The following is a 20,361-nucleotide window of genomic DNA, read 5'->3' on the forward strand; positions in this document are numbered from 1 at the left end:
AATTGTTAAATAGTTAACATGAAGACCGTATCTAACTGTGTTGAAGACATTTTAATAACACAACCCTACCTAGAAGAAGCCCTCTCTAGAAACATTATAAACTTTAGTGCACTGGCTATCGAACTTACAGAGCCCATAAGTACTATGTTGAAAAAAGATGTGAAACCGGGAGCCATTATGATGGCTTTAAGAAGATACAATCCACCCACCGCGTTGAGCAATTCTGTGAAAATGAAAAAATACATGCAGAATTTAGGTGATATAACCGTTAGATCTAATTTAACAGATTTTACAATAAAGAATTCTGAAACTATTATTGATAATCATGCTAAAATTTTAAATCGTATAAATCAAGAATCCAAATTGTTTTACACGTTTACCAGAGGCATTCACGAAAGTAACTTTATTATTTCCAGTAGTTTAAAAGAGTTCATCAAAGAAAATTTAAAAAACGAAACCTTTTTGGCTTCTCAAGATGGTTTGTCTGCTATTAGCATTAATTTACCTCAAGATAATTCTAAAATTTCGGGATTATATTATCACTTTTTTAAACGATTGGCATGGGAAGGGATTGTTTTATATGAAGTTATCTCAACTACTAATGAGTTTACTATTTTAGTTGAAGATGAGTTTGTAGATAAAGCATTTGCCGCTATTAAGAAATTAAAGAATTAAAATGGTATTAGAATATAAAGGCATTGATCTTTTTTATACAGATAATGGCAAAGGAGAAAGCATCGTATTGCTTCATGGTTTTTTGGAGAACTCAACTATGTGGGATTATTTTATTCCAAAACTCTCCCAAAATAATAGAGTTATTTGTATAGACTTATTAGGACATGGAAAAACGGGATGCTTGGGTTACATTCATACTATGGAACTTATGGCAGAAACGGTTAAAGCTGTTCTCAACCATTTGGGCATTGAAAAATCTATTTTTATTGGTCATTCCATGGGAGGGTATGTATCTCTTGCACTTGCTGAAAAACACCCTGAAACTATCATTGGGTTATGTTTAATGAATTCAACAGCAATTGAAGATAGTGAAGAAAAAAAACTAAGTAGAGATAGAGCCATTGTTGCCGTAAAGCAAAACCATAAAACATTTATAAGACTCGCCATCGTTAACCTTTTCCGACCTAAAAATAGAATCATTTATTCTGAAAAAATTAAATTATTAGTCAATGAAGCACTACAAACACCCTTACAAGGAATTGTTGCTGCATTGGAGGGCATGAAGATTAGAAAAAACAGAACATGTATTTTACATAACCATATGTTTAAAAAAATGATGATTATTGGTGAAAAAGATCCTGTTTTAGATTACGATTCACTTATTGAGCAAACTACCCCTGCAAATGTAAAAATCGTAGAATTTCCTGATGGACATATGAGTCATATTGAAAATACACATGATTTATTAAAAGAAATCATGTATTTCATCGAAAATTAATGACGTTTTGTCGTTTTTTTTGGATTTTTGTTTTACATTTAAAAAACCAAAAATTACAACCATGCAAAAATCTACCCACAAATCAACCTTCATTCCAAAAATATACTGCAATCTTTTTGGTCATGATTATGAAGTAAGTAAAAAAGTGACCTACTATGTCAAAGAATATACTTGTAGACATTGCCAAAAACAATTAACCACAAACAGTAATGGTCTTTTAATAGAGCTTACTCCTAAGTTTAGAGAAATAAACGCTATTTTAGAACGCATTCATGCAAAAAGAACTATACGCTCACAGGAAAAAACGCTCGCTTCGTCGATTTATTCATAGCCTGCTTATGACTTTAAATTGATTTTTATACCTTTAAAAGGTCTCTATTTGAATTAATTTAAAGTATAAGAATCTTATGAAACAAATCCAATGTAAAATGTTTGGTCATGATTATCATGTGACCAGAAATGTTACATATCATGTTAAAGAATATACCTGCAGTCGTTGCAAAAAACAATTAACCACAAATAGCAATGGTCATTTAACAGAACTTACACCTAAGTTTAAAGAAATAAATGATGTTTTAGAGCGTATACACTACAAACGCGATAAAAAATCAAGAAGCAAAAAATCATATTCAAAGTTACTAGTCTTTAAACATTAAAGTTTTTCCAACCTTGTGCTTTTAAAGGTATTTTCGATTCCGATCTTGTAACCAAGTGCATACCTGATTCTGCTTCTTTCATAAAACCAATGACAGTAAAATTTGGGTTTGCTTTAATTTTAGGAAAATCTTCTTGAGATATTGTAAATAACAATTCATAATCCTCTCCCCCATTTAAAGCTACCGTTGTACTATCTATATTGAATTCTTCACAAACCGAAATAACAGCTGGGTCTAAAGGAATTTTTTCTTCATATAAATCACACCCTACACCACTTTGCTTACACAGATGAATAATTTCAGAAGACAACCCATCACTTATGTCTATCATGGACGTTGGTTTCACATCCAAATCATTAAGCAATTTAACAATATCTTTTCTGGCTTCAGGTTTCAATTGACGTTCAACGATATAAGTATAAGGCTCTAAATCTGGTTGAGAACTTGGGTTTACTTTATAAACTTCTTTTTCACGTTCTAGCACCTGCAAACCCATATAAGCACCACCTAAATCACCACTTACAACCAATAAATCATTTGGTTTAGCTCCATCTCTGTAAACCTCTTTTCCTTCTTCAACTTCACCAATGGCAGTAACAGAAATTAACAATCCGGTGTTAGAAGATGTTGTATCTCCACCAATTAAATCAACATTATAAATATTGGTTGCCGTTTCGATACCAGCATATAAATCTTCAAGAGCTTCCAATGGAAATCTGTTAGAAACCGCAATGGAAACAGTAATTTGTGTTGGCGTTGCATTCATGGCATACACATCAGACAAATTAACGATCACGGCTTTATATCCTAAATGCTTTAAAGGCATATAACTCAAATCAAAATGCACGCTTTCAACAAGTAAATCTGTTGTTAAAACAACCTTTTTGTTTTTAAAATCTAACACAGCAGCATCATCCCCAACCCCTTTTAGAGTCGAAGTATGTTTTATTCTAAAATTTTTAGTTAAATGCTCTATAAGCGCGAATTCACCCAAATGGCTTAAAGGTGTTCTTTCTTGGTTTTTATCTTCTATCATGCTACAAAAATAAGGAGCATTGTTTACATATCCATCTTTCTATTCAAATCTATAATAAAAACCTATGAAACTATATGCTAATATAATGTTAGGTTATGTAAAAATCCATGACATATATTGTATATTTGCAGTCTATTTAGACAAAATCTATATAACGATTATGATTAAAGTTTCAGAAATAGCCAAAAAGAAAGTCATTGAACTTATGTCTGATGATGGCTTTAACCCTACGACAGACTATGTTCGCGTAGGTGTTAAGAGTGGTGGTTGCTCTGGTTTGTCTTACGATTTAAAATTTGATAACCAACAACAAGAAGGAGACAAAGTGTTTGAAGACAATGGCATTAGAATTATAGTAGATAAAAAAAGTTTCTTATATTTAGTAGGTACCACCTTAGAATATTCTGGAGGATTAAACGGAACAGGTTTCGTGTTTAATAATCCTAACGCCAACCGTACTTGCGGTTGTGGTGAATCATTTTCATTATAATTTTATAAGGTTGAAAGTTAAAAAGTTTTAAAGTAATGGCAAAGTTTAATTCTTTTGAAGAAATTATTTCATGGCAAAAAGCAAGGGAATTAAACAGAGACATTTATCATATAACAAAAGAAAACAAAAATTTTAATAATGATTTTGGTTTAAGAGACCAAATAAGACGTTCATGCATTTCAATATCTTCAAATATTGCTGAAGGTTTTGAAAGAGAAACAACAAAAGAATTCATTCGCTTTTTATACATTGCAAAAGCATCCTCAGGAGAGTTTCGCTCGCAATTATACTTAGCTTACGATATAAATTACTTGAATTCAGAAGAATTTGAAAAATTAAAGTTAAAAGTAAATGAAGTTTCAAAAGTTAATTAGCGGTTTAATAAAATATTTAAACGCCACTTTATAACTTTTTACTTTACAACATTAATACTAATTATGAGTAAATACACGGAAGACGATTTAAGGGAAGAACTTAAAACCAAAGAATATGAATATGGTTTTTATACAGATATAGCATCTGACACGTTTCCTATCGGTTTAAATGAAGACATAGTAAGAGCAATTTCCCTTAAAAAAGGTGAACCAGAATGGATGACCAATTGGAGGCTTGAAGCCTTTAAAGCTTGGAAAGAAATGACAGAACCCGAATGGGCCAATGTAAATTATGTGAAACCAGATTTTCAAGCAATTTCTTATTATTCTGCTCCTAATAGCAAACCAAAATATGATAGTTTAGATGAAGTAGATCCTGAATTATTAGCAACATTTGCTAAGTTGGGAATATCATTGGATGAACAGAAAAAATTAACTGGCGTCGCTATGGATGTGGTAGTGGATTCTGTTTCTGTAGCAACGTCGTTCAAAAAAACATTGGGAGAAAAAGGTATTATTTTCTGCTCAATAAGTGAGGCTATTAAAGAACATCCTGAGTTAGTTAAAAAATACATTGGTACGATCGTACCACAAAGAGATAATTTTTATGCGGCTTTAAATAGTGCTGTTTTTAGCGATGGCAGTTTTTGCTACATTCCTAAAGGCGTACGTTGTCCTATGGAACTATCTACTTATTTCAGAATAAATCAAGCAGGGACTGGACAATTTGAAAGAACCTTGTTAATTGCAGACGAAGGCAGTTATGTTAGTTACTTGGAAGGTTGTACAGCTCCAAGTCGAGATGAAAATCAACTACATGCAGCTGTGGTTGAATTAATTGCTTTGGATGATGCTGAAATAAAATATAGTACCGTTCAAAATTGGTATCCAGGAAATTCAGAAGGCAAAGGAGGCGTTTACAATTTTGTAACCAAACGTGGTTTGTGTGAGAAGAATGCCAAAATCTCTTGGACACAGGTTGAAACTGGTTCTGCTGTTACATGGAAATACCCAAGTTGTGTATTGAAAGGAGACAACTCTGTTGGAGAATTTTATTCTATAGCCGTTACTAATAATTTTCAGCAAGCAGATACGGGAACTAAAATGGTTCATTTAGGCAAAAACACTAAATCAACCATTATATCTAAAGGAATTTCAGCTGGAAAATCACAAAACAGTTATCGAGGATTGGTTAAAATCAGTCCGAACGCCGATAATGCTCGCAACTTTTCACAATGTGATAGTTTGTTAATGGGTAATGAATGCGGTGCGCATACTTTCCCATACATTGAGGCTAAAAATAAAACTGCTAAAATAGAACACGAGGCAACCACTAGTAAAATTGGTGAAGACCAAATTTTTTATTGTAACCAACGTGGTATCGATACTGAAAAAGCGATTGCATTAATTGTAAATGGGTTCAGTAAAGATGTTTTAAACAAACTTCCTATGGAGTTTGCTGTAGAAGCACAAAAATTGTTAGAAATAAGTTTAGAAGGTAGCGTAGGCTAATCAAAAATAATATTAGAAATCAATATGTTAAAGATTGAAAATTTACACGCAAGTGTTGAAGATAAAGGTATTTTAAAAGGGATTAATTTAGAAATTAAAGCTGGAGAAGTTCATGCTATCATGGGGCCAAACGGTTCTGGAAAAAGTACCTTGGCTTCCGTTATTGCTGGGAAAGAAGAATACGAAGTTACTAAAGGTAACATCGTTTTTAATGGTGAAGATATTGAGGATTTAGCTGCAGAAGAGCGCGCTCACAAAGGCATCTTCTTATCGTTTCAATATCCTGTAGAAATTCCAGGTGTTTCGGTGACTAATTTTATGAAAACAGCCATCAACGAAACTCGCAAAGCAAAAGGATTAGAAGATATGCCTGCTAAAGACATGTTAAAACTAATTCGTGAAAAATCGGAGTTGTTAGAAATCGATAGAAAATTTTTATCGCGTTCGTTAAACGAAGGATTTTCAGGAGGCGAAAAAAAGCGTAATGAAATTTTCCAAATGGCAATGTTGGAACCACAATTAGCGATTCTTGATGAAACCGATTCTGGTTTGGATATTGATGCCCTTCGTATTGTAGCTAATGGTGTTAACAAACTAAAAAGTAAAGACAATGCGGTACTAGTCATTACCCATTACCAACGTTTGTTAGATTATATCGTTCCAGATTTTGTACACGTTCTTTATAATGGACGAATTGTAAAATCTGGTGGCAAAGAATTGGCTCACGAGCTTGAAGAAAAAGGATACGATTGGATTAAAGAAGAAGTGAACGCTTAAAACAATCAGTTAAAAAGTAAAAAGTTCATAAAGTTTTAAAGTGGCTTTTGTTCAACTTTTCTGCTTTCAAACTTTTAAACATTTCAACTTAAAACATGGATTTAAAAGAGAAATTATTATCATCATTTTTAGTATTTGAAAATCAGTTAGATTCAGACGACTATTTCAATAATCTTAGAAATAATGCTATAAAAATATTTGAAGAAAAAGGATTTCCGTCTAAAAAGGAAGAGGCTTGGAAATACACGTCTTTGAATAGTGTTATCAAAGAAGATTATACGGTGTTTCCAAAACAAGAAAATGCCTTGGAATTCAATGATGTAAAAAAGTATTTTATACATGATATAGATTCTTATAAAATAGTGTTTATTGACGGAAAATACTCCTCCTATCTTTCTGAAACCACCCATGATGGTATGGATATCTGCCTGATGTCGGCAGCGATGTCTAAACCAAAATATCATATTGTTATAGAAAACTATTTTAATAAAGTAGCCACTAAAGACAGTTTACCATCATTGAATACGGCTTTTTCCACAGAAGGGGCTTACATTCACATCCCAAAGAATAAAATGGTTGCAAAGCCAATTCAAATTATACATTTTTCAACGGGAAATGAATCAGCAGTGATGTTACAACCACGTAATTTAATTGTAGTGGATGAGAATTCGCATGTACAAATTATCGAGCGTCATCAAAGTTTGACCGACAATGCCGTATTAACCAATAGCGTTACCGAGATTTTTGCCAATAAACGTGCTATTGTCGATTATTATAAAATCCAAAATGACAATCTAAACGCCTCATTAATAGACAATACCTTCATAAATCAAAAACAAGAAAGCGTGGCATCGGTTCACACGTTTGCATTTGGTGGAAAATTAATTCGTAACAACTTAAACTTCTACCAAAATGGCGAACGTATCGATTCCACTTTAAAAGGTGTTACTATTATTGGTGAGAAACAACATGTAGACCATAACACATTGGTACATCATATAGAGCCAAATTGTGAAAGCCATCAAGATTACAAAGGTATTTTTGGCGAGAATTCTACTGGGGTTTTTAATGGTAAAATCATTGTCAATAAAGAAGCTCAAAAAACGAATGCATTTCAAGCGAATAACAATATTTTAGTAAGCGATAAATCAACTATAAATACCAAACCACAATTGGAAATTTTTGCAGACGATGTAAAATGTTCACATGGTTGTACTATTGGGCAATTAGACGAAAGTGCCATGTTTTATATGCGTTCGCGCGGTATTCCAGAAAAGGAAGCCAAAGCGCTTTTAATGTATGCTTTTAGCAATACCGTGATGAGTTCGGTTAAAATTCCAGAAATAAAACAACGCATTACCAAAATTATAGCCAATAAATTGGGTGTAAATATGGGATTCGATTTGTAAAATAATTTAAAGCAATTTCCCGCTTTCGGCTGTCGCTTTTTATTTCTGGATTCCTGCCTTAGCAAGAATCCAGAAATAAAAGAGCTTCAATAAATGCCTCAATCGGGGCTAAACCATTTATTATGTTTAATGTAGAAAATATACGAAAAGACTTCCCCATTCTTTCTCGTACAGTAAATGGCAAACCTTTGGTGTATTTTGATAATGCAGCTACATCCCAAACACCTCAGCAAGTCATAGATGTTATTGTAGATTATTATTCAAACTACAATGCCAATATTCATCGTGGCGTTCATACCTTAAGCCAAGAAGCCACCGATAAATACGAGCAAGCTCGCAAAAAAATCCAAACCCACTTCAATGCTAAACTTGCCCATGAAATCATTTTCACATCGGGGACAACACATGGCATTAATTTAATTGCAAATGGTTTTTCATCTTTTTTAAAAAAAGGAGACGAAATCATTGTTTCAGCTTTAGAACATCACAGTAATATTGTGCCTTGGCAAATGCTTTGTGAACGTACTGGGGCCATTTTAAAAGTCATTCCAATGAATTTAGATGGCGAATTGATCATGACTGAATTTGATAAATTGCTTTCTGATAAAACCAAACTTGTTTTTGTAAACCATGTATCAAACGCATTAGGAACTGTAAATCCTATAGAATATATTATTGAAAAAGCCCATGGCGTTGGTGCAGCTGTTTTGGTTGATGGTGCACAATCATCTCCACATATAAAACCCGATTTACAAGCTTTAAATGTCGATTTTTATGTAGTTTCCGCACATAAAATGTGTGGCCCAACAGGCGTTGGTATGCTTTACGGCAAAGAAGCTTGGCTTAAAAAATTACCGCCTTACCAAGGCGGTGGGGAAATGATTGCCGAAGTCACCTTTGAAAAAACGACTTACGCAGAACTTCCGCATAAATTTGAAGCTGGCACCCCTAATATTTGTGGTGGCATCGCTTTTGGTGCCGCCATCGATTATATGAATGCCATTGGCTTCGATACTATTGCCAAATATGAACATGAGCTTTTAGAATACGCTACCAATAAGTTGCTTGAAATAGATGGCTTAAAAATTTATGGTACTTCAAAACATAAAACGGCTGTTATTTCATTTAATTTAGAAGGTATTCATCCGTATGATGTTGGTACTATTTTAGATAAACTGGGAATTGCCGTTCGAACTGGGCATCATTGTGCACAACCCATTATGGATTTTTATAAAATTCCAGGAACCGTTCGTGCTTCATTTTCTTTTTACAATACCAAATCTGAAATTGATGTTTTAGTGGAAGGTGTAAAAAAGGCCAAGACGATGTTGTCTTAAAAACTTTGGCTTCCTTTTTGTTATATTGATTTAACAATAAAAATCACATTATGAGATTTCTGGTACTTTTATCATTTTTCACCTTTCTTAACACTTGTAATCATCAGAACAAATCTGCAATTATTGAAGATAAAAAAGAGGCTTTATACATAGACGGCACTTATCATGTTAAAACTTTAAATGGCAATCATTTAGAAAAAAACAATCTTACCATAACCTTTAATCAAAAAGACCAAATAATTTCTGGATTTTCAGGTTGTAATAGGTTTCGTGGTGGCTATGTTTTAAAAGCTAATTCTATTAAAATTGGACCTCTAGCTTCTACAAGAATGTTTTGTCAAGAAATGCAGCAAGTTGAATCTGAAATGCAAGAAGCATTATCTAAAGCTAGTGAAATCATTATTGAAAATGATTTATTAAAACTTTTAAACGGTGACAAAATCATTTTAACTGCTTTTAAAGAACAAGATAATCAATCATCCATTTCCTTTAATTATTCAGCAACTTCAAGAGGAAGATTTTTAGATATTCATGTAAATGATTCTCTTATTTCCGTTTCAAAAGATAGAAAAGCCAATCCTGTTTCAAAAGCCATCACTTCTGAAAACTGGAAGCAGTTAAATTCACTTCTAGAAACTATAAATTTAGATAGTATTTCAAATTTAAAAGCGCCAACAGAAGCGCGTTTTTACGATGGCGCCTCTATAGGTCAATTAGAAGTGACAAAAAACGGAACGGTTTACGAATCTTCAAGTTTCGATCATGGAAAACCTCCTAGTGAAATTGAAGCGCTTGTTAAAGAAATACTATCAATTTCAGAAAACGTTGAATAGTAACAGTTCTTATTGTATTTTTGTTTAAAATTATGATTGTGAGCATTACAGATATACAAAACGAAATTATTGACGAATTTTCCATGTTTGAAGACTGGGAAGAGCGTTATCAATATATGATAGATTTAGGGAAAGATTTACCATTAATTGACGACCAATACAAAACCGATAGCAACATTATTAAAGGTTGTCAAAGTAAAGTTTGGGTTCATGCCGAAATGAACGATGAAAAATTGGTTTTTACTGCCGATAGTGATGCTATTATCACCAAAGGTATTATTGCTATTTTAATTCGTGTATTTTCAAATCAGCACCCAAAAGATATTATTGATGCTGAAACTGATTTTATTGATAAAATTGGGTTGAAAGAACATTTATCACCAACACGGGCCAATGGTTTGGGAAGTATGATAAAACAACTTAAATTATATGCTATCGCCTATCAAACCCAACTTAAATAGTTAAATCGTTTACGTTTAATTGTTTAACCTATTTTAAACGACTAAACAAATTAACAGATAAACATTAAAAAATGAGCGAACAAGAAATAGAAAATAACACATTAGGTGACAAAATAGTTAGAGTTTTAAAAACTATTTATGACCCAGAAATCCCCGTAGATATTTATGAATTGGGATTGATTTATGATGTATTTGTTAATGAAGATTCTGATGTAAAAATTTTGATGACTTTAACAACACCAAACTGCCCGGTTGCAGAAACGTTGCCTATGGAAGTTGAAGAAAAAATCAAATCCATTAACGAAGTTAATAGTGCTGAAGTTGAAATTACTTTCGATCCACCTTGGACACAAGATTTGATGAGCGAAGAAGCAAAATTGGAGTTGGGAATGCTTTAAACGATCAATAGTATTTATAAATGTTTATTGTAACACTAACATATAAAGTCGCTTTGGAAAAAATCGATTACTTTTTAAATGACCATATAGAATATTTGAACAAACAATATCAATTAGGAAATTTTATAGCCTCAGGAAGAAAAGTTCCAAGAACAGGTGGCATTATTCTATCTAAAGTATCAAATAAAAAAGAATTATTAAGTATTATAGACAAAGATCCTTTTAAAATAAACAGGTTGGCTGACTATGAAATCACAGAATTTATCCCCACAAAAACAAGCAAAGAGTTAGATTTTTTAATTGAATAAATTAATGTCAGACGAAATCATAAATCGCGTTGCGAATAGCAAATTAATAACAGTTGACCTTGAGGATTATTATCCAAAAGGGAATCGTGTGCTTTTTGATATCAAAGATTGGCTGCTTGAAGGTTTGGTTTTGCGTGAAAAAAATTTTAGAGAGCAAGTTTCACAACATGATTGGTCTCAATATCAAGGTTGTTATATGGCTTTAACATGCTCCACAGATGCTATTATTCCTGCTTGGGCATTTATGCTAATATCTATTCAATTACAACCTTACGCGAAGAAAATAATCATTGGAAATCTTGAAAATTTAGAAACTTCTATATATCAAGATATTATTAATAATTTAGATGTTTCTGAGTTTAAAGACAAACCTTTAATAATTAAAGGTTGCTCAAAAAGACCAGTGCCTCAAAATGCTTACATCATGCTTTCTAACAAGTTAAAACCCGTCGCAAAGTCTATTATGTATGGAGAAGCTTGTTCTTCCGTTCCTCTTTATAAAAATAAATAATTCCAACAAATTTCACCAACAACAATAAAAAATAATTCTTCGTGGTTATATTTGTATAAATTATATCTAAATGAAAAAAACACTATTATTACTAACTTTTTTTATCGGACTGATGAATGTTACTGCTCAAACATTAGAGGAGCTTAAAGCAACATTATCAATTCAAAAAGATTCACTAAAAGCTGCTCAAAATCGAGTAGATGCAACCCAAAATAAAATTGATGCGATCCCTGGTTGGAAAAAAGGTGCTTTTGGTACTATTGGTGGAAGTATTTCAAACTTTAGCAATTGGTATGCTCAAAAATCACCAAATAATAGGTCTGGTAATTTAGGCTTTACGATCAATGCTTTTGCAAATTTAAATACTGAACATTTTTTTTGGAGAAATGCTGGAAACATGAATTTATCGTGGGTAAAATTTGACGATAAAGACAAGCCTAATGACAATACAAAATGGCGAGAAGCTACAGATGTTTTCAATATATCCTCTTTATACGGGCAGAAATTAAGCGAAAAATTTGCTCTATCTGGATTAGGAGAATACAGAACTACCATTTTAAATAATTTTAATAATCCAGGATATTTAGACATTGGTGTTGGTGCTACTTGGACGCCAATTAAAGATTTAGTTGTTGTAGTGCATCCATTAAACTACAATCTTGTATTTAGTAAAACAGACGCTATTTTTCAATCATCTTATGGTACAAAAATCTTAGTTGATTATACCAGACAAATAAAAGATATTAGTTTTAAAACCAATTTATCGATGTTTCAAAGCTACAAGACTTCAAATCTATCTAACTGGACATGGAACAACTCTTTTGGATATACTTTATGGAACATGATAGGTGTAGGTTTCGATTTTGGATTGAGAAACAACAAACAGGAAGCTTTAAAGTATTATGTTGATAACTATGATCCTTTAAGTACTAATCCAGTTCCAACCTTTGAAAGCATCAATAACAAATTACAGACGTATTGGGTAGTTGGATTGAGCTATAAGTTTTAAATAAATAATACTAACATTTGAAAAAGCACTTCTTATAAGAAGTGCTTTTTTTTGACCTTTGTCTATTCATTACAACATAAATTCACAGAACAACGAATTAATTTTCTTACAATTAAAAACATTTTATCTTAAATATTTGCGTTTTATCGATATTATAATTACTATTGCTATAAGTTTTATTTTAAAAAGTTAAAAAGAATATAAAAACTGTGGTATGATAAAACAAAAATATCAATATATAAATCTGGAATCATTGAAAGAAAACACATTTAATGATATTGATATTCAAAAAGAAATAATGGAATTATTTCTTGAACTAATAGATGAATATATAGATACTTTAAATAAAGAGCTTTCGAATAAAAAATGGCACGAATTGTTTAAGGCTACCCATAAAATAAAGCCTAATATAAATATGTTTGGTATTCAATCATTGGAATCTGTTATTTTAAAATTAGAAAATGATTTTAGAGATGAGCGTAATCTAGATACGGTAGATGATCGAGTGAATACTACTATAGATATTTTTAAAAAAGTAACTCTTGAAATTGAAACCGAACTTAAATTGATGACTAATGACTAAGAAAAAAATTCTTTTAGCTGAAGACAACTCCACGCTTTCATTGTTGTTAAAATTTAGATTAGAAAAAGAAGGATATGAGTTACTCATCGCAAAGGATGGTAATGAAGCAATTAGTTTTATTATATCGGAGAACCCTGATTTAATTTTAACCGACATTATGATGCCTTTTGTGAGCGGTTTAGAAGTAATTAGTCATTTAAGATTAAAATTGAATTTAGATACTCCTGTGATAGTTTTTTCATCAGCAGGTCAAGAAGAAATGGTTCTTAAAGCATTTAATTTAGGCGCCAATGACTTTATGGCAAAGCCATTTAGTCCTAATGAATTAGTAATTAGAGTAAAAAGACTTTTAATGTAGAGAACATAAAAACAGCCCCCAAGCTATTCCAAATACCCAACCTATGATAAATTCTCAATATAGTATTGATTATTTTAATGAATTACCTCTAATTATAAAGGTAGTTTGGGTTTTTAGCTTTGTTTTATTTTTAACAATTATTTTACTCACCATTTATTTAAAAATCTTTAGATCCTACTTAAGAAAAAAAGATCAAGAGAAGGTAAAATTTAAAACTGAATACGAAGGCTTATTGGTCACATATTTATATTCATCTAGCGATCCAAGGAAATTAAACCCTGAACAAGAAGCTATAATTTTACAACTTCAAAACTCTTTAAAAAGTGCTTCCGAACGCAAAATCATTATTTCTGTCTTATACAATTTAATGAATGAAGTCTCTGGAGAAATGTCTGAATCTATAAAAACATTTTATTACAAAACGGGTCTAATAGATTATGCTTTAGCCAAACTAAAAAATAAAAACTGGTATACTATAGCAAAAGGTATAGGCGAGCTTACTAGGTTCAATATTGTTGAAGCACACGATCATATATCAAAATTTATAAAACATCCTAGAAATGAAGTTAGAAATGCAACCCAGTTATATTTAGTTAACTTATTTAGATTTAACGGACTTCATTTCTTAGATGATTTAAACGTGCCGCTCTCCGAATGGGTTCAGGTTCAATTATTAGAAACATTACAAAAATTCGACGATCAACAAATTTGCAATATTCAACCGTGGTTGAAATCAACAAACAATACGGTTATTTTATTCGCTTTAAAATTAGCACAGATATATAATCAATTTGAGGTAAAAGATAGCTTAATCGAATTGCTATCTCATAGCAATAAAGAAATACGTGTTAAAGCCATCGATGTGCTAAGCCATTTATACGGTATTGAAGCAAAAGAAATCCTTAAGACAAACTTTAATGAATTGAGCTTAGAAGAGCAAATTAGTTTCTTTGGACTATTAGAAAAACTAGTTGTACCATCTGATGAACCATTTGTTGAAAAACACCTTTTTCACAAAAACTTTGAAATCCAATTACTAGCTCTTAAAATATTAAAATCAATTAATGTAGATAAGTTTAAATGGTTAAGCAATTCAGCTAAAACCAATTACAATTCAGAAATGATAGAATATGTAAATAATATTTAAAACTATGGATACGAGCTCGGTTAAAATAATTTTACTCATACTGCATTACTTATTCTTCGGATATGCCTTTTTATCCGTCCTATCCTATGTAATATTATCGGTAATTTCAGGAAAAGAAACTATTGAATACATTAAAAAAAACAGTTTTGTTAATTACAAAGACATTTTATCATCAACCGTTTCACCTTCAATTACCATTATTGCTCCAGCATATAATGAAAGTTTAAATATTGTTGAAAACGTGAGATCATTACTATCTAACCATTATGTTAATTATAACGTAATTATTATAAATGATGGAAGTAAGGATAACAGTCTGGAAAAATTAATTGAAGCTTATGATTTAGAAAAAATTGACTTTATAGTTAATAGTAAAATTAAAACTCAGCCATTGCGTGCCGGGGTATTTAAATCTAAAAACCCTGCTTTTGAAAAGTTAATGGTTGTCGATAAAGAAAATGGTGGGAAAGCAGATGCCTTAAACATGGGTCTAAATATTAGTAAAAATAAGTATGTTGCATGTATAGATGTTGACTGTTTACTATTAGAAGACGCCCTTCAAAAAATGATAAAACCATTTTTGGAAGAAACAAATGTTAGGGTAATTGCCACTGGAGGGGTTATTAGAATTGCTAATTCCTGTGTTATTAGAGGTGGAAAATTAATAGATATTAACCTACCAAAAAAGCTACTTGTTCAATCACAAATTCTAGAATATTTAAGAGCCTTTTTGTTGGGCAGAATGGCTTGGAGCAGATTAAACGGTTTATTAGTTATTTCTGGAGCATTTGGAATATTGGATAGAGAAATTGCCATAGCCGTTGGTGGTTATGACACTCAAACTGTTGGTGAGGATATGGAAATTATTGTTAGAATGAGACGATATATGGAAGAAATAAAAGAAAAATACAGGGTATCCTATATACCTGACCCATTATGCTGGACAGAAGCACCAGATAGTTATAAAATTTTTATATCACAAAGAAACAGATGGACACGCGGCACTATTGAAACCCTTAAAAAACACAGAAAAATAGGATTTAATCCAAAATATGGCTCGTTTGGAATGATAAGTTATCCTTACTGGTTAATATTTGAAAGATTAGCTCCAATAATTGAAGTAATTGGCTTAATCTATTTTACAATTCTAATTATTCTAAGAGAGGTAAGATGGGATTTCGCGATATCATTTTTTATTCTGGCATATTTATTTTCTGTACTATTCTCAATTGTTGCTATATACTCAGAAGAGTTAACATTTCATGAATACAAAAAGAAAGGCACTGGATATAAATTAGTATTGTTAAGCGCTTTAGAACCCTTTGTTTTACATCCATTTATATTATATGCAGCTATTAGAGGAAACTATGATTACTATTTCAACAAGAAAAAGAAGTGGGGGACCATGGTTCGCAAAGGTTTAGTATCAACTTAATGAAGATTAAAAATGAAACTTAATTTTAAAAATGAAGATATTCATAAATACGCTTGTGCTACAATTTCATTACTCATTGTATTTTGGTCTATTAGTTTATTTGAGGTTTTATCAACCAAATCAACTAGCACAAATATTTTATTCAAAATTGTAAATGATTTTTGGACGTGTGTTTTTATTGGCTTAATTCTTTTACCATTATACATATTCCTAATTATAATTATTAAAAAATACGCTTTAATATTAGTCAATACTATTTATGTATTATTAATACTTGGTCAATTTTCACTAGTAAAATACAGTTTAACTACTATGTTGAATTTAGGCGCAGACATTCTTGGATATTCATTCGATGATGCCTTTAGCACAGTTTCTGTTTCTGAATCCATATCAGTCACCTATTTTATTCCTTTCATCGTTTTTCCTTTATTGTTTTTTATACTAATATTTATTTCAACAAAATATTTAACACGAAAAAAATTAATTGGTATTGGTTTAATAGCAATTGTCCTGTTTGGAAGTTTAAAGTTAATATTCCATAATTCCTCAGATGCTGAATATCAAAATAAGATAGCTTTTTTTGTAAATGATATTCTTAAATTCCAAAATGAGAAACGCAAACTAAATACTTATAGTTTTTCAGATAGAAATGATTATCCATTATTAAAATCATCTAAAAAAACAAAAGATGTTTTATCCCCTTTTTTAAATATTAACGCTGATAAACCCAACATAGTTATTATTGTAGTAGAGGGTCTAGGTGGTGAATTCGTCAACAATAATTTATTGAGTGGCTTTACCCCTTATATTGATTCTCTCATCCCTCAATCTCTATATTGGGAGAACTTTTTAAGTACAACTGGAAGATCGTTCGGGATTTTACCATCTTTGCTTGGGTCACTACCATATGGAGAAAAAGGATTTTTAGAACTACAGAAAACACCATCGCATACTTCATTAATTAGTATTTTAAAATCAAATGGATATGAGACAAATTATTATTCAGGTGGTCCTTCTAGCTTTGATAGAAAAATAAATTTTTTAGAGTATAATGGTATTGACAATTTAACAGATGAGAGCAAGTATGGCCCTGGATATATAAAAACAGCCAGTAATGACGGTGGGTTTTCATGGGGTTACCCAGATAAAGAAATTTTTAATAAGACCTTATCGTCTTTAAATCTTGAGAAGCAACCGAGATTAGATATAATAATGACACTGTCCTCACACGAACCTTTTGAATTTCCAGATAAAGAAAGGTATATGGATGTTGTAGAAAAAAAATTGCAAGACCTTAATATTTCAGAATCTTTAAAAACCCAAATTAACAATCATAAAGATATTTTCGGCTGTCTTTTATATACCGACAACGCCATAAAAGACTTTATGAACGCTTACAAAAAAAGACCTGATTACTCGAATACTATTTTTGTAATTACAGGTGACCACAGGCTTATACCTATATCACAAAAAGATAAACTTTGTAGATTTCATGTTCCATTTTTAATTTATAGCCCGTTATTAAAACGTCCTGAAAAATTTAAGTCGATATCATCACATTGGGATGTCACTCCCAGTTTATTAAGTTTTTTAACAAATAACTACAAATTTAAACCTTTGGAGAAAACATCATGGATGGGGGATGGTTTAGACACTACAAAAAGCTTTAGGAATATCCATAAAATTCCTTTGATGCGATACAAAGGAAGCTTAAATGACTATATATATAAGGATTATTTATTTTCAGATGGCGAACTTTTTAAAATAAAAGAGAATTTCGGCATATATAAAGTAAATGAGGAGGCTATATTAAAAACAATATCAGATTCATTAACAGCTTTCAAAGAGTTGAATGCATACGTTACTCAAAGCAATAAAATATTTCCAGATTCTCTAAATATTTATATAACTCCAAAAATTGAATTCTCTCAAGAACAATTAGCTAAAATCAATACATTTTCTAAAAACAAAACATTTGATGAATTGTTATTTACAGCTCATGATTTGGCCTATAAAAAACAATATGAGACAGCCCGTTTATTATGTGATTACATTTTAAATGAATTTCCAAATTATACAGATGCTAGAATACTAAAAGGTAGAACGCTAGCTTGGGAACAAAAATATAATGATTCTGAAATTGAATTACTAAATGCCCTTAAAAGATCGCCTTACTATGACGATACTTATCTGGCTCTTTTTGATATGTATTGGTGGTCTAGCCAAGAAAAAAAATCTGAAATCTTATATAATTTAGCTTTAAAAAACAACATTACCAACCCAGAAGTTGGTTTTAAAATGGCCAAAGCTTATGCTAGACTAAATAATAAGTTTAAAGCAGAAAAAATAATGGACAGTATTATTAACATAGATAGTAAAAATGTTGACTATTTAAACTTTAAAAAAACCTTGTAACATGGGTTATATTAAATTATGAAGAAAAATATATACATGCTTTTACTATTCTTAAGTTGTTTCGCTTATGCGCAACAAACTACCTATAACGGCAACCCAGACACATCCTTTGAGAGAGCAAGGAAAATGGCTTTTAACGACCGACGAAAACAAGCACAAGACACCTTAATTTTAATACTGACCAAATATCCAGATTATCATGATATTCGTTCATTTCTAGGAAACACCTATTCATGGGACGGAGATTATAAAAAAGCAAAAAAAGAGTTCAATTACATATTAGAAAAGAGTCCTGACAGATTAAATACTTGGGAAGCAGCCATTAAAAATGAATTATGGAGTAGCTCTCCTTTTAGTGCTTTGGAAATGGCTAATAAAGCTTTAGAGCATTTTCCTGAAAATCCAGAAATTTTATACTTGAAAGCCAGTGCCGAGGATGCTACCAATAATCCCGAAGAGGCTTTATTAACCATAAACACTATTTTGAATAACAACCCAGATCATGAAAAATCTATTGCTTACAAAACAAGTTTAAAAAATAAATTAAGTTTAAATACTATTGGATTAAAAGCTTCAGTAGATTTATATTCAGAGACTTTCGATCCTATGCAATACTATTTAGTTAAGTATGCAAGGGCAACAAAATATGGAAGTATTCATGCTAAAATTAATGCAAATAGAAGATTTCAAGAAAATGGGATACAATTTGAAATAGATATGTATCCAAGAATAACCAAAGGACTATATGCATATACTAATTTTGGAATTTCTAATTCTTTTTTATTCCCAGATACTAGATATGGTGCAGAATTATATAAATCTTTACCTAAAGGTTTAGAAGCTTCGTTAGGCTTTAGAGCTTTAAAATTTAGCAGTACAACAACTATTTACACAGGCTCTATAGGTTGGTATCAAAAGAATAATTATTGGGCCTTTAGAGCCTATGTTACACCAGGCGACCCCAAAGCAAGTAAATCTGGAACCATAAGTTTTAGAAAGTATAGAAATGATGCAAATAACTATTTTAGTATTGAAGTCGGTGCTGGATTCTCCCCTGAAGAAAATAGGTTCAATTTTGGTGGGAATGAAAAAACCATTATTAACCTTCAATCCCAAAAACTTAATTTAGGCTATTACTTTTCACCACAAAACAACAGTAATCTCTGGGGAGCTCAAGCTGGTATTTCTCATCAAGAAATCAGTTTTAATCCAGGTTCTTATTTCTGGATCTATTCATTTTCCTTATCTTGGGACTTTTTATTTAGATAAATTAAAATACGTTTAAAAACCACAAAACAATTTAATGAATCAAAAACTTAAAACTTCTTTGGCATTCGCCAAAAACTTATTAGTAACTGGTGCTATTTCTGAAACTAGCAGACAAGTTGAAATTGATATTTGTAAACATATTTCAAAAGAAAATTCCAAAGTTATCGTTGAGTTCGGAATGGGACACGGAAATATTACCCAGGAAATACTCAACACCATCTCTCCTACTTCTAAACTTTATACCTTTGAAGTAAATAAAAGTTTTTGTAACCATGTTAAAAATAATATTAAAGATCATCGATTAATAATTATTAATGATGGAGCAGAAAACCTTAAATTACATATAAAAGAAGATATAAATGCTGTAATATCTTCAATTCCCTTTTCCTTTTTTAGCAAAGAAAAAGGTTTATCCATTATACAAAACGCCTATGATCTTTTAGAAAACAATGCTTATTACAGTCAAGTATTGTACACAAAATTTAACTTTAAAAAATTCCAGCAGGTATTTGAAAAATGTGAAATGACCTCGAACAAAAACTTTTTTACTGAATATATTTATCACTGTAAAAAAGTAATAAAGGTATAAA

24 protein-coding genes are annotated in these 20,361 nt (G+C 31.1%); 23 read left to right on the forward strand and 1 reads right to left on the reverse strand.

Annotation, left to right across the window (positions count from 1 at the left end; translation table 11 throughout):
- The first annotated feature begins 18 nt into the window (after window positions 1-18).
- From DKT72_RS05545 to DKT72_RS05560, 4 genes are all read left to right on the forward strand, one after another.
- Window positions 19-675, forward strand: coding sequence for a hypothetical protein (locus DKT72_RS05545; RefSeq protein WP_111307736.1), 657 nt, complete (start codon window positions 19-21; stop codon window positions 673-675).
- Between the two features lies 1 nt (window position 676).
- Window positions 677-1,453, forward strand: a complete 777-nt coding sequence (locus tag DKT72_RS05550; protein ID WP_220628084.1) for an alpha/beta fold hydrolase — start codon at window positions 677-679, stop codon at window positions 1,451-1,453.
- A gap of 61 nt (window positions 1,454-1,514) precedes the next feature.
- Complete coding sequence (locus DKT72_RS05555) at window positions 1,515-1,784, forward strand: DUF1660 family phage protein (protein WP_111307738.1); 270 nt, start codon at window positions 1,515-1,517, stop codon at window positions 1,782-1,784.
- Window positions 1,785-1,860: 76 nt separating this feature from the next.
- Window positions 1,861-2,109: a DUF1660 family phage protein gene (locus DKT72_RS05560; RefSeq protein WP_111307739.1), complete on the forward strand. Its 249-nt coding sequence runs from the start codon at window positions 1,861-1,863 to the stop codon at window positions 2,107-2,109.
- On the opposite strand, the gene thiL is transcribed toward DKT72_RS05560, so the two are convergent.
- Window positions 2,099-3,145: a thiamine-phosphate kinase gene (gene thiL / locus DKT72_RS05565; RefSeq protein ID WP_111307740.1), complete on the reverse strand. Its 1,047-nt coding sequence runs from the start codon at window positions 3,143-3,145 to the stop codon at window positions 2,099-2,101. The two genes, DKT72_RS05560 and thiL, sit on opposite strands and share 11 nt — an antisense overlap.
- 160 nt (window positions 3,146-3,305) lie before the next feature.
- Here thiL and DKT72_RS05570 point away from each other — a divergent pair, with 160 nt between their 5' ends.
- The 19 genes from DKT72_RS05570 (at window position 3,306) to DKT72_RS05660 (ending at window position 20,360) form a co-directional block, all read left to right on the forward strand.
- On the forward strand, window positions 3,306-3,635 hold the full coding sequence (locus DKT72_RS05570) for a HesB/IscA family protein (RefSeq protein WP_111307741.1): 330 nt from the start codon (window positions 3,306-3,308) through the stop codon (window positions 3,633-3,635).
- 35 nt (window positions 3,636-3,670) lie between these two features.
- A complete protein-coding gene (locus DKT72_RS05575) occupies window positions 3,671-4,009 on the forward strand; it encodes a four helix bundle protein (protein ID WP_220628085.1) in 339 nt (112 codons plus the stop codon).
- Window positions 4,010-4,072: 63 nt separating this feature from the next.
- Window positions 4,073-5,521, forward strand: a complete 1,449-nt coding sequence (gene sufB / locus DKT72_RS05580) for a Fe-S cluster assembly protein SufB (protein ID WP_111307742.1) — start codon at window positions 4,073-4,075, stop codon at window positions 5,519-5,521.
- 24 nt (window positions 5,522-5,545) lie between these two features.
- Window positions 5,546-6,298: a Fe-S cluster assembly ATPase SufC gene (gene sufC, locus DKT72_RS05585; RefSeq protein ID WP_111307743.1), complete on the forward strand. Its 753-nt coding sequence runs from the start codon at window positions 5,546-5,548 to the stop codon at window positions 6,296-6,298.
- A gap of 95 nt (window positions 6,299-6,393) precedes the next feature.
- Complete coding sequence (gene sufD, locus DKT72_RS05590; RefSeq protein WP_111307744.1) at window positions 6,394-7,707, forward strand: Fe-S cluster assembly protein SufD; 1,314 nt, start codon at window positions 6,394-6,396, stop codon at window positions 7,705-7,707.
- 122 nt (window positions 7,708-7,829) lie between these two features.
- Window positions 7,830-9,044: an aminotransferase class V-fold PLP-dependent enzyme gene (locus DKT72_RS05595; RefSeq protein WP_111307745.1), complete on the forward strand. Its 1,215-nt coding sequence runs from the start codon at window positions 7,830-7,832 to the stop codon at window positions 9,042-9,044.
- A gap of 50 nt (window positions 9,045-9,094) precedes the next feature.
- Window positions 9,095-9,877: an META domain-containing protein gene (locus DKT72_RS05600; protein WP_111307746.1), complete on the forward strand. Its 783-nt coding sequence runs from the start codon at window positions 9,095-9,097 to the stop codon at window positions 9,875-9,877.
- 38 nt (window positions 9,878-9,915) lie between these two features.
- The gene (locus DKT72_RS05605; RefSeq protein WP_111307861.1) at window positions 9,916-10,338 is read left to right on the forward strand and encodes a SufE family protein; all 423 of its coding nucleotides are present in this window, start codon (window positions 9,916-9,918) and stop codon (window positions 10,336-10,338) included.
- A 71-nt stretch (window positions 10,339-10,409) separates the two neighbouring features.
- On the forward strand, window positions 10,410-10,736 hold the full coding sequence (locus tag DKT72_RS05610; RefSeq protein ID WP_111307747.1) for an SUF system Fe-S cluster assembly protein: 327 nt from the start codon (window positions 10,410-10,412) through the stop codon (window positions 10,734-10,736).
- A 20-nt stretch (window positions 10,737-10,756) separates the two neighbouring features.
- On the forward strand, window positions 10,757-11,044 hold the full coding sequence (locus DKT72_RS05615; RefSeq protein WP_111307748.1) for a YciI family protein: 288 nt from the start codon (window positions 10,757-10,759) through the stop codon (window positions 11,042-11,044).
- A gap of 4 nt (window positions 11,045-11,048) precedes the next feature.
- Complete coding sequence (locus DKT72_RS05620; RefSeq protein ID WP_111307749.1) at window positions 11,049-11,555, forward strand: DUF2480 family protein; 507 nt, start codon at window positions 11,049-11,051, stop codon at window positions 11,553-11,555.
- Between the two features lie 70 nt (window positions 11,556-11,625).
- Window positions 11,626-12,564, forward strand: a complete 939-nt coding sequence (locus DKT72_RS05625) for a DUF3078 domain-containing protein (RefSeq protein WP_111307750.1) — start codon at window positions 11,626-11,628, stop codon at window positions 12,562-12,564.
- Window positions 12,565-12,778: 214 nt separating this feature from the next.
- Window positions 12,779-13,147 (forward strand): Hpt domain-containing protein, encoded by a 369-nt coding sequence (locus DKT72_RS05630; RefSeq protein ID WP_111307751.1) that lies wholly within the window; start codon window positions 12,779-12,781, stop codon window positions 13,145-13,147.
- Window positions 13,140-13,505 carry a response regulator transcription factor gene (locus DKT72_RS05635; protein WP_111307752.1) on the forward strand — a complete coding sequence of 122 codons (366 nt, stop codon included), beginning with the start codon at window positions 13,140-13,142 and terminating at the stop codon, window positions 13,503-13,505. The genes DKT72_RS05630 and DKT72_RS05635 overlap by 8 nt, the downstream gene beginning before the upstream one ends.
- A gap of 43 nt (window positions 13,506-13,548) precedes the next feature.
- On the forward strand, window positions 13,549-14,652 hold the full coding sequence (locus DKT72_RS05640; protein WP_111307753.1) for a HEAT repeat domain-containing protein: 1,104 nt from the start codon (window positions 13,549-13,551) through the stop codon (window positions 14,650-14,652).
- A gap of 4 nt (window positions 14,653-14,656) precedes the next feature.
- Window positions 14,657-16,087: a glycosyltransferase family 2 protein gene (locus tag DKT72_RS05645; protein ID WP_111307754.1), complete on the forward strand. Its 1,431-nt coding sequence runs from the start codon at window positions 14,657-14,659 to the stop codon at window positions 16,085-16,087.
- Between the two features lie 12 nt (window positions 16,088-16,099).
- Entirely contained in the window at window positions 16,100-18,502 is a 2,403-nt protein-coding gene (locus DKT72_RS05650) for a sulfatase-like hydrolase/transferase (protein WP_111307755.1), read from the forward strand.
- Between the two features lie 18 nt (window positions 18,503-18,520).
- Window positions 18,521-19,771 (forward strand): YaiO family outer membrane beta-barrel protein, encoded by a 1,251-nt coding sequence (locus tag DKT72_RS05655; protein WP_111307756.1) that lies wholly within the window; start codon window positions 18,521-18,523, stop codon window positions 19,769-19,771.
- Between the two features lie 34 nt (window positions 19,772-19,805).
- Window positions 19,806-20,360 (forward strand): class I SAM-dependent methyltransferase, encoded by a 555-nt coding sequence (locus DKT72_RS05660; RefSeq protein WP_111307757.1) that lies wholly within the window; start codon window positions 19,806-19,808, stop codon window positions 20,358-20,360.
- Window position 20,361 lies beyond the last annotated feature (1 nt).

The organism is Confluentibacter sediminis, assembly GCF_003258355.1.
GTDB classification, from domain to species: domain Bacteria; phylum Bacteroidota; class Bacteroidia; order Flavobacteriales; family Flavobacteriaceae; genus Confluentibacter; species Confluentibacter sediminis.